The sequence below is a fragment of the Pseudomonas sp. 6D_7.1_Bac1 genome, assembly GCF_025465945.1.
In the GTDB taxonomy this organism is placed as follows: domain Bacteria; phylum Pseudomonadota; class Gammaproteobacteria; order Pseudomonadales; family Pseudomonadaceae; genus Aquipseudomonas.
The window spans coordinates 161583-171966 of the sequence record NZ_JANLNW010000034.1; the positions used below are offsets into that span (position 1 = coordinate 161583).

Consider the following 10384-nt stretch of genomic DNA (forward strand, 5'->3'; position numbering starts at 1 on the left):
TTGTTCCGTGCGGGTAACGTCAAGTTGCCATGAGTATTGGCAATCCCGTGATGGCAGTCAAAGGGACAATCAAGCCATATGGATTTTGTCTGCTGGCTTGGCCGCATTGCCTTGGTAGTTGGCAACTGGAGCCCATTAGTAGTGTTTCGGTAGGCACCTCCTGCAACTTGAGGGGCAGGGGCGAATATTTGTGTCTGGTTGAGGGTAGACGGCTGTGGCGTTGGGGCAAGGGAACGTTTGCTTTCGGGGTGTTGCAGGTGACTTTCACGGTGTACAGGCATAAAAAAACCCGGCAATGCCGGGTTTTTTTGACTGCAAGCAGACTTAAGCGGTGAAGGTTTTGCCTTCGAACTGCTCAGCCACGAACTTCCAGTTGACCAGGTTCCAGAACGCTTCAACGTACTTCGGACGCAGGTTGCGGTAGTCGATGTAGTAAGCGTGTTCCCAAACGTCGCAGGTCAGCAGCGGGGTGTCACCGCTGGTCAGCGGGTTGCCGGCGCCGATGGTGCTGGCCAGGGCCAGGGAACCGTCAGCCTTTTTCACCAGCCAGCCCCAGCCGGAACCGAAGGTGCCGATAGAGGTTTTGCTGAATTCTTCTTTGAACTTGTCGAACGAACCGAAAGAAGCGTTGATGGCTTCAGCCAGGGCGCCGGTTGGTTGACCGCCAGCGTTTGGCGCCAGGCAGTTCCAGTAGAAAGTGTGGTTCCAGACCTGAGCGGCGTTGTTGAAGATGCCACCCGAAGAAGTCTTGACGATTTGCTCCAGGGTCTTGCCTTCGAACTCGGTGCCTGGCACCAGGTTGTTCAGGTTCACGACGTAGGTGTTGTGGTGCTTGTCGTGGTGATATTCCAGCGTTTCCTTGGAAATGTGCGGCTGCAGTGCATCGTGTGCGTAAGGCAGTGGCGGCAATTCGAAAGCCATGGTGATTCTCCTAATCAGGTCAGTTGCGGTGGGCGCAAGGCCGATCACGGGCGGCCAGACAAGCGCCGGGGAGTTTGTACTCTTTGCGGCGCAGGTGTCGGATCATAGCACCGGGGTGGCGGCTTAACCACGCAACAACTGTGTGGGATAGAGGTCCCAGAGCTGTTTGGAATAATCAGGCGGCGGTGATTAATTGAAACGCCACTGTGAACATCATCACCGCCACCAGCAGGTCGAGAATCCGCCAGGTGCTCGGGCGTGCCAGCCACGGTGCGAGCCACGCGGCACCCAGCGCCAGGGTGAAAAACCACAGCAATGACGCACTGGCCGCGCCCACCACATAAGCGCCCGGTACGGTCTGTTGTGCCCCGAGAGAACCGATCAGCAACACAGTGTCCAGATACACGTGAGGGTTGAGCAGCGTCACCGCCAATGCGCTGAGCATCACCGCTCGCAACGAACGTACCGTCTGATTTTCGCCTTGCTGCAGACTTTGCTTCGAGCAGGCACGACGCAGCGCCAGGCTGCCGTACCACAGCAAGAAGGCCGCGCCCCCCCAACGGGCGATCGCCAGCAGCAACGGGTTTTGCGCGAGAATCGTCGCCAGGCCGAACACCCCGGCGGCCACCAGCAACGCATCGCAGGTCACGCAGAGCGCGGCCACCGGCAGGTGATGCTCACGGCGCAAGCTTTGCGCCAGCACGAACGCATTTTGCGTACCGATCGCCATGATCAGTCCCGCAGCGACCAACAGGCCGTTCACATAGCTTTGCCACATAAGATTTACTCCGCGTTTGCCGCCAGTTGCCGCAGTACCGACATCGCGCGCTTGGCGTCGGCCTGGCCGACAAACAAATGGTCGTGGTAATAGCCGGCAATCACGTTGCAGCTGATACCGGCCTGGCCGAGGGCTGTGGCGAATGCGGCGGTCAGGCCAACGGCTTCCAGGGCCGAATGCACGTTGAGGGTGATCCACGCCGCCAGGTAATCGAAGCTGAACCCGGCCTTCTCGGCTTGCGAGCGCTCAAGGATCACCGTCAGGCCTTCCTGTTCGCGGAAACTGCCGATGATTTCGCAGTCTTTGGGCAGATGGCCGTCGCGAATCGTGCAGAACACGTATTCGCCGTCGTTGAGTTGCGGGCTCATGCTGCGCAGCAGGGTGTTGAGTGAGGTTTCGCCAGCCATGTTGTGATCCTTGTTGAGGAGTTCTTGCTGGTCATTCTCCTGCTCCAGGCTGTATAAGAAAAACCAATATTACTGATCGCTCATTAGGAAAACTGATGTTCGACTATAAATTGCTGTCCGCCCTTGCTGCTGTGGTCGAGCAAGCCGGGTTCGAGCGCGCCGCTCAGGTGTTGGGGTTGTCGCAATCGGCGATCTCCCAGCGTATCAAGCTGCTGGAAGCGCGCATCGGCCAGCCGGTGTTGGTACGGGCCACGCCACCGGCACCGACCGAGATAGGCCGGCGCCTGCTCAACCATGTGCAGCAGGTGCGTTTGCTGGAGCGTGACCTGCAAAGCCTGGTGCCGGCGCTGGACGAAGAAGGCTTGCCGGAACGCCTGCGCATCGCCCTCAATGCCGACAGCCTGGCCACATGGTGGGCCGAGGCGGTGGGTGACTTTTGCGCCGAGCAACATCTGTTGCTCGACCTGGTGGTGGAGGACCAGACCGTCGGCCTCAAACGCATGCGCGCCGGTGAAGTGGCGGCGTGCGTCTGCGCCAGCGAGCGTCCGGTCGCAGGCGCCCGCAGCGTGTTGCTGGGCGCCATGCGTTACCGCGCGCTGGCCAGCCCGGCGTTTATTGCCCGACATTTTCCCCTGGGGGTGAGGGCCGATCAGTTGGCCCACACGCCGGCGCTGGTGTTTGGCCCCGATGACTTTTTGCAACACCGCTATTTGGCGTCATTGGGCGTGGACGGTGGTTTCGAACATCATTTGTGCCCGTCATCCGAAGGCTTCATCCGCCTGACCGAAGCCGGTCTAGGCTGGGGGTTGGTGCCGGAGTTGCAGGTGCGCGAACAGCTGGAGCGCGGTGTGCTGGTGGAGTTATTGCCAGATAAGCCGATCGATGTGCCGTTGTACTGGCATCATTGGCGCAATGGTGGCCAGTTGCTGGGATTACTCACTGAGCATCTGGTGCGTTTATCCGGACAGTGGCTGGTGCCGTTGGACTGACGGGCAGCGTCAAGGCTTCACGAAATTTGTAATGCAACACGTATGAAAAACGAAACACATCGGAGCAAGTCATGAAAATTCTGGTCACCGGCGCAAGCGGCTTCATTGGCGGGCGCTTTGCGCGATTCGCCCTGGAGCAAGGTCTGGACGTACGGGTCAACGGCCGTCGGGCCGAAGGCGTCGAACATCTGGTACGGCGCGGAGCGCAGTTCGTCCAGGGCGACTTGAGTGATCCGGAACTGGTTCGCGAGTTGTGCGCGGATGTCGAAGCCGTGGTGCATTGTGCTGGCGCCGTCGGGCTTTGGGGGCGTTATCAGGACTTCCATCAGGGCAACGTGCTGGTCACCGAAAACGTGGTCGAAGCCTGCCTGAAGCAAAACGTCCGGCGGCTGGTGCACTTGTCGTCACCCTCGATCTATTTCGATGGCCGTGATCACCTGGGGCTGACCGAAGAGCAGGTGCCCAAGCGCTTCAAGCATCCTTATGCGGCGACCAAATACCTGGCCGAGCAAAAGGTCTTCGGCGCTCAGGAGTTCGGTCTCGAAGTACTGGCCCTGCGCCCGCGTTTCGTCACTGGCGCAGGTGACATGAGTATTTTCCCGCGTCTGCTGAACATGCAGCGCAAAGGGCGTCTGGCGATCATTGGCAACGGCCTGAACAAGGTCGATTTCACCAGCATGCAGAACCTCAACGAAGCCATGCTCAGCTGTTTGCTGGCGACGGGCTCCGCGCTTGGCAAGGCCTACAACATCAGCAACGGTGCACCGGTGCCGCTGTGGGATGTGGTCAATTACGTGATGCGCCAGATGGAAGTCCCACAGGTGACTCGCCACCGTTCCTACGGTTTGGCCTACAGCGTTGCGGCGCTGAACGAGGGCTTTTGCGCACTTTGGCCGGGGCGTCCGGAGCCGACGCTGTCACGCTTGGGCATGCAGGTCATGAACAAAAACTTCACCCTCGATATCAGCCGCGCCAGGCATTATCTGGACTACGATCCCAAGGTCAGTCTGTGGACGGCGCTCGATGAGTTCTGCGGCTGGTGGAAGGCTCAGGACCCGAGTGCAAAATAAACACTGAACCGAGCCAGCGGATCAAGGTCGATCAATGCGGCGGGTTCAGGGTTTATACTCGTGCATTTAGCCATCACTGTGGTTCAGAAAGGTTGCCTCATGTCCATGCGTAACGATGCCAACGACGACTTCGACAATGTGCCGAGCCTGCGAGCCGACACCCTCGATGACGACGATTTCCCGATCACCGCCGCTGCCCGTGAACACACCGGCGTGCATGCGCGAGCCGCAACCCGAGGCAAAGTCAAAGGTCCGGGTACCGGCCCACTGTGGGCACTGGTCGGTGCGTTGTTGTTTGCCTTCGCCGGCCTTGCCTGGTGGAGCTTTCAGCAAATCTCGCTGATGGAGCAGCAACTGGTCGCGACTCAGGAAAGCTTCGCGCGTATCAGCGAGGAAGCGGCGGGGCGCTTGCAGGATATTTCCGGCAAGGTCGTGGCCAGCCAATCCAGCGTCACCAGTGACAGCGAAGCGTTGAAACTGCAGATCAAGCAACTGGAAACCAGGCTGCTGGAGCAGAACCAACAGCAGCAAGGCGTGGTCGGTCAGGCGTCTGACCTGGACAAGCGCCTGGCACAGATCGCTGCGCAAAGTGTCGAGCAACATGCGGTCAATGTTCAGTTGCAAACCGATCTCAAAGCCCTGAGCGCTGAACTGACGGCCCTGAAAAACACCCCGACCGACACCAGCAAGTTCGATGCCCAGCTGAAAAGCCTCGGCACCGATATCGCCGCGTTGAAGAAACAAGGCAACCCGAGCGCGGCCATCGAACGCCTGGAACAAGAACTGGTCGTGATCAAGAGCCAACAGGACAATCGTCCGGCGGCACCTCAAGGCAGCGCCAACGTCGCCGAGTTCGACGCTTTCCGTGGGCAGGTCACGCGCAACATCACCACCTTGCAGAGCCAGATTCAGAACCTGCAGCAGCAGATCAGCGCACGGCCGTGACGCATAGGCTTAGAACACCTGTGGCGAGGGCGCTTGCCCCCTCGCCACAGGCGCTGCGATTTCCTGAATATTCGTACATATAAGCATCAATTTGAACGAGGGGCACGCCATGCGTTTGCTGCAAAAAACTACCTTGCTGAGCGGGCTGCTGGTGGTGTGTATGGGACAGGTTCAGGCGGCCGAAAAGGCTGTGGATAACGGGAAGGCCGCGATGGCCTTGCTGGAAAAAGCCCTGGCCTATTACCACGACAATGGTGACAAGGCGTTTGCCGCGTTCAGTCGCCAGGGCGAATTTGTCGACAAGGACAAGTATGTCTTTGTGGTCGATACCAAGGGCACCATGCTCGCCAGTGGTGGACCGTCGTATGCATTGATCGGACGTGATGTGACTCCAGTGCTGGAGCCGGATTTGCAGAAAGCGTTCAAGGACGCGTTGCGGGTGCCGGAAGGCAGCGGAATTCAGGAGGCCGAGTACCGCTGGCAGAACTGGGCCGACGGCAAGGTCGAGCGTAAACGGGTCTACTACCAGCGCGTCGGTCAGCGGATTCTGGCGGTCGGTTACTACCTGCCTCGGGCGTCGGCCGAGCAGGCCAAAGCCTTGCTCGACAAGGCAGCGAGCGATCTGAGCAAGGATGAGAAGGGTACGCTGAAGGCGATCAATTCGTTGCAGGGCGGATTCTTGCAGGATGACTTGTACGTGTTCGTCGTCGACCTCGATACCCGTCGATATGTCGCCCACGGCACCAATCTGCGTTTCATCAACGCTGACTTCCGCAGAATCAAGGGCCCGGACGGCAAATCGGTTGGCGAGCCGATTCTGGCGCTGATGGCCAAACAGGATCAGGGTGAGTACCAGTACCGCTGGAAGAACCCGGTGACCGGCAAAGTTGAAGACAAGCACGCTTACCTGAAAAAGGTCGGGCACTTGCTGGTAGCGGTGGGGTATTACAGCCCCTGAGTCCTGTCTGATCGTTCCCATGCGGGAACGATCAGTCGGCAGTTAGCGAACCTTATCTTCCCGCCCGCGCAACACCATGTTCGGCATCGCGATGGCCGCTGCCAAACCCAACAACGACACTGCTGCGCTGACCATCAGCAAATGCCGGAAGGTCAGCAGCAGCTCGGCGCGCAAGGCGTTTCGAGCGTCGCCCGGTGCCGCGTTCAAGCCGTCGAGCAGCACGTTCCCGGAGCTGCCCTCGGCGATCAGCGCTGAGCCGGTCAAATGGGCGAAGCTCGAATCCTGCAACAGCGCCAGCAACAAGGCCGACATCAATGCCACCCCCACCGCGCCACCGAGTGAGCGAAACAGGTTGGTGGTGCTGGTGGCGACGCCGATGTCCCGCTGTTCCACCGAATTTTGCGTGCCCACCAATGAGGTCGGAAATTGCATGCCGGCGGCGATGCCGCAAAGCAACATGAAGAAGCTACTGATGATCATCGCTTGCGGTGGGCTGAACGCCATGCCGAGAATCGCGACCGGGGTGAGCAGGGCGCCCGTCAGAATCATCGGTTTGTAGCGACCGGTCACTGAGGTCCGGCGACCAGCGAAATAGGCGCCCATCGGCAACCCCATCGCCAGCGGCAACAGGTGCAGCGCGGCACTGTCGGACCCGGCGCCGGTGACGCTCTGGAAGCGCAGCGGCATCAGCACGATCAGCGAAATGGCCTGGAAACTGGTGAAGAACATCGTGCACCAGCAGAGGATCGCGTTGCGGTTGGCAAACAGGTGCATTGGCAGCAACGGCTCGCGCGCCCGGCGTTCATGCCAGACGAACAGCGCCAGGGTCAGCACCGCACAGGCCAGCAACCCGAGTACTTCGCTGCTGCGCCATGAATGCCCTTGGCCGATCTGAGTGATGCCCAGCAGCAATGCAGTCAGGCCGATGATCATCAGCAACGTGCCCAGGTAGTCGATGATCGGTTTGCGCTGCGGCACCGGCAAACCCACCAGCGTGCGGTTGGCCACAAGCCAAGCGCCCAGGCCCAGTGGCAGGTTGATCAGAAACACCCAGCGCCACGACAGGTACTCGGTCATGTAACCGCCGAGCACCGGCCCGGCCACGCTGGCCATCGCGTACATGCTGCTGAAATAACCCTGATAACGCCCGCGTTCGCGGGGCGGCACGATGTCGCCGATGATCGCCTGACTGACCGAAATCATCCCGCCGGCGCCGATGCCCTGGATGATCCGCGCCAGTACCAGTTGCTCCATGCTCTGGGCCATACCGCAAAGCACTGAGGCCAGGGTGAACAGCCCCATGCCGAACAGCATCAGCCGTCGACGGCCGTAAAGGTCACCGAGCTTGCCGTAGATCGGCACCGCCACGGTCATCGCCACCATGTAGCCTGCGATCACCCAGGCCAGCAGACTGACATCCTTGAACTGGGCGGAAATGGCCGGCATCGAGACGGCCACAATGGTTTGGTCCAGCGCCCCGAGAAAGATCGCCAACATCAAGGCGATCAGCACACTGCGGATGGCCGGTTTGGTGGAGTCAGGCTGCTTCAGATTGGTCACGGGTAAAACCTGCGGGCGGTAATTGACCCGCAAGGAGCAAGGCGAGCGGGGATGCTCGCCAGTGTAAGTCGGTAGGAAGCTATTCGATAGCCTCATACGGAAGCCCGACGTAATTTTCTGCAATGGTTTTTCGACCGGCTTCGGAGTCGACGAAGTACTCAAGCTCTGACTCGCTGATGCGCTGGCTGAAGGCATCGTTGTCGTCGAAGGTGTGCAGCATCGAGGTCATCCACCAGGAAAACCGTTCGGCCTTCCAGACCCGACGCAGGCAGATTTCGGAGTACTTCTCCAGCAGCTCGGTGCGGCCGTCGCGGTAGACCTTGAGCAGGATGTTGAACAACGTGCTGACGTCGCTGGCCGCCAGGTTCAGGCCTTTGGCCCCCGTCGGCGGGACGATGTGTGCGGCGTCGCCGACCAGGAACATCCGCCCGTATTGCATTGGCTCGACCACAAAACTGCGCAGCGGCGCGATGCTCTTTTCGATCGACGGTCCGCTGACCAGCGTGTCGGCGAGCGCTGACGGCAAGCGCAATTTCAGCTCCTCCCAGAAGCGCTGATCGGACCAGTCCTCGACCTTCTCATTAGAGGGCACTTGCAGGTAATAACGGGTACGTGTGGTCGAGCGCATGCTGCACAACGCAAAGCCGCGAGCATGTCGCGCATACACCAGTTCATCGTGAACCGGCGGGGTGTCGGCGAGAATGCCGAGCCAGCCAAACGGGTAGACCCGCTCGAATACCTTCAGTGTGTCGGCGGGAATCGACTGCCGCGCCACGCCATGAAAACCGTCGCAACCGGCGATGTAGTCGCAGTCCAGGCGCCAGGTTTCGCCGTCCTTTTCAAAGGTCACGAACGGCTCGGCGGATTTCATCCCGTGGGGCACCACATTGCTGGCTTCGTACAGGGTCAATGCACCGGCGACCTGACGAGCGGCCATCAAGTCGCGGGTCACTTCGGTCTGGCCGTAGATCATCACCGTTTTGCCGCCGGTCAGTGCGTGCAGGTCGATGTGCACCTGACGTTCACCGAGGGCCACCTGGAAGCCAGCATGCACCAGCCCTTCAGTGTCCATGCGCTGCCCGACCCCGGCCTGGCGCAACAAATCGACCATGCCCTGTTCCAGGACCCCGGCGCGGATTCTTTCCTGCACATACGCAGGCGTTTGGCGTTCGACAATAACCGTGGCGATGCCGGCGTTGTGCAGCAACTGGCCGAGCAGCAGGCCAGAGGGGCCGGCGCCGATTATGGCAACTTGGGTTTTGAGGGTTTTCATTGTTGTTATGGCTCGCAAGCTTCACGCGGACAACGTCGGTGAATGGATTTTATGAATCGAGTACTTGCATTTTTCGCTTGTGAGTCGGTCAATTGAAGGTGAAAACTGAGCCGATACCTGTACATTTCGCCAATCGGGGCGATTATCGCCCGTTACGCTGAGGCCTGGACTGAAGTTATGAACAAGCCTGCCCTTCCTTCGATTCCTGTATTCAAACTCTATGGCGAGAGCCTGGACTGGCCGACCCCTGACTTGTTGCATTGCGAAACCATCTCCAAACGCAGTCGCGAACACCAATGGGAAATCAAACCCCATCGGCATGCCGATTTATGTCAGTTACTGTTTGTGTTCAAAGGCCAGGCGGAGCTTGAGATCGAGGGCCAGCGTACGCAGTTGGGCGAAGCCGCGATCCAGATCCTGCCACCGTTGTCGATACACGGTTTTCGCTTCAGTGAAGACGTCGAAGGGTTTGTAGTGACGCTGGCTGCACCGCTGGTGGCTCATCTTCAAGCGCAGTTGGGTAATTCGGTGAATGCACTGGCGCTGGCAGAGAGCTACTCGGCAGGCGCCGATGCGGACTACCTCAACAGCTTGTTTTCTGCCTTGCACAATGAATACGTAGGGCATCAACCGGCGCGTGAAATGCTCATGCACTCGCTGGTCAGCGTGATCATGGTGTGGGTCAGCCGTCAGGTCATCCAGCGCCGCGCCGCCAGCCAGCGACCACAGCGTGCGCGGGAATACCTCAACGGATTTATTCAGCTGGTGGAAGAGAATTATCGCCAGCACGTGAAGGTCGAGGATCTGGCACACCGGCTGGGGATTTCCGTGTCCCACCTCAACGGCACCTGCCGCGAGCTGGCGGGGCAACCGGCGTTGCAGATCATGCATGAGCGTCAGCTGCTTGAGGCCAAGCGACTGCTGACCTACACCAGCATGACGATTTACGAGATGTCCGATGTGTTGGGGTTTTCCGACCCGACCAATTTCACGCGGCTGTTTCGGCGCCGCGTCGGGATCTCGCCGAAGGCGTTTCGCGATCGCTTGAAGGCTGATCAGGACAGCGAGGGCTAAGGGGCGTTCTCAATTAGTTTCCCCGCCGCGTTGAGAACGCCCCCTCGTTACCTGAGGGCGTCCAGGGTCGCGTTGTGCGGAATGCAGCGCTCGAAGTTGCAGCTGGCGTACTCGCGCGGCAGCTGCCGGGCCTGTTCAACGCGGTAGGCAGCGGTGCCATACAATGCCAGCGCGGCCGTGCAGGTGATAAAGATCGCGAGATACCTTCTGGTTTTGACGTTCATGGCGCTGACCTCTGAACCCATACCCTTTATTTTTAAGGGGTACTGATATCAGCATAGGTCAGCCGTGCTGAGTTGCCATAAACCCCCCTCAGGCCGCTGATTGGGTATTCAGCAGCGAAACCATTGTGGCGAGGGGACTTGCCCTAATGCCGATCAGTTAAGCCGAATACTGAACCTGTGGCGAG

11 protein-coding genes are annotated in these 10384 nt (G+C 59.6%); 5 read left to right on the forward strand and 6 right to left on the reverse strand.

Annotation, left to right across the window (positions count from 1 at the left end; translation table 11 throughout):
* Positions 1-324: 324 nt before the first annotated feature.
* From NTD87_RS09240 to NTD87_RS09250, 3 genes are all read right to left on the reverse strand, one after another.
* Positions 325-921: a superoxide dismutase gene (locus NTD87_RS09240; RefSeq protein WP_090187617.1), complete on the reverse strand. Its 597-nt coding sequence runs from the start codon at positions 919-921 to the stop codon at positions 325-327.
* A gap of 175 nt (positions 922-1096) precedes the next feature.
* Entirely contained in the window at positions 1097-1699 is a 603-nt protein-coding gene (locus NTD87_RS09245; protein ID WP_262113419.1) for a LysE/ArgO family amino acid transporter, read from the reverse strand.
* 5 nt (positions 1700-1704) lie between these two features.
* Positions 1705-2106 (reverse strand): ACT domain-containing protein, encoded by a 402-nt coding sequence (locus tag NTD87_RS09250; RefSeq protein ID WP_262113420.1) that lies wholly within the window; start codon positions 2104-2106, stop codon positions 1705-1707.
* A 95-nt stretch (positions 2107-2201) separates the two neighbouring features.
* Here NTD87_RS09250 and NTD87_RS09255 point away from each other — a divergent pair, with 95 nt between their 5' ends.
* The 4 genes from NTD87_RS09255 (at position 2202) to NTD87_RS09270 (ending at position 6068) form a co-directional block, all read left to right on the forward strand.
* Positions 2202-3095, forward strand: coding sequence for a LysR family transcriptional regulator ArgP (locus tag NTD87_RS09255; protein ID WP_262113422.1), 894 nt, complete (start codon positions 2202-2204; stop codon positions 3093-3095).
* A gap of 71 nt (positions 3096-3166) precedes the next feature.
* Positions 3167-4165 carry an NAD-dependent epimerase/dehydratase family protein gene (locus tag NTD87_RS09260; protein WP_262113423.1) on the forward strand — a complete coding sequence of 333 codons (999 nt, stop codon included), beginning with the start codon at positions 3167-3169 and terminating at the stop codon, positions 4163-4165.
* Between the two features lie 99 nt (positions 4166-4264).
* On the forward strand, positions 4265-5110 hold the full coding sequence (locus NTD87_RS09265; protein WP_262113424.1) for an ATPase: 846 nt from the start codon (positions 4265-4267) through the stop codon (positions 5108-5110).
* A gap of 109 nt (positions 5111-5219) precedes the next feature.
* Positions 5220-6068, forward strand: a complete 849-nt coding sequence (locus NTD87_RS09270) for a cache domain-containing protein (protein WP_262113425.1) — start codon at positions 5220-5222, stop codon at positions 6066-6068.
* Positions 6069-6110: 42 nt separating this feature from the next.
* Here NTD87_RS09270 and NTD87_RS09275 read toward each other — a convergent pair whose 3' ends face one another.
* Complete coding sequence (locus NTD87_RS09275) at positions 6111-7628, reverse strand: MDR family MFS transporter (RefSeq protein ID WP_262113426.1); 1518 nt, start codon at positions 7626-7628, stop codon at positions 6111-6113.
* Between the two features lie 79 nt (positions 7629-7707).
* Positions 7708-8901, reverse strand: a complete 1194-nt coding sequence (gene pobA, locus NTD87_RS09280; RefSeq protein WP_262113428.1) for a 4-hydroxybenzoate 3-monooxygenase — start codon at positions 8899-8901, stop codon at positions 7708-7710.
* Positions 8902-9078: 177 nt separating this feature from the next.
* Between pobA and NTD87_RS09285 the strand changes: the two genes are divergently transcribed.
* Entirely contained in the window at positions 9079-9975 is an 897-nt protein-coding gene (locus NTD87_RS09285) for a helix-turn-helix domain-containing protein (protein WP_262113430.1), read from the forward strand.
* 47 nt (positions 9976-10022) lie between these two features.
* Here the strand turns inward: NTD87_RS09285 and NTD87_RS09290 are convergent, their stop codons facing one another.
* Positions 10023-10199 (reverse strand): hypothetical protein, encoded by a 177-nt coding sequence (locus NTD87_RS09290; protein ID WP_262113431.1) that lies wholly within the window; start codon positions 10197-10199, stop codon positions 10023-10025.
* Positions 10200-10384 lie beyond the last annotated feature (185 nt).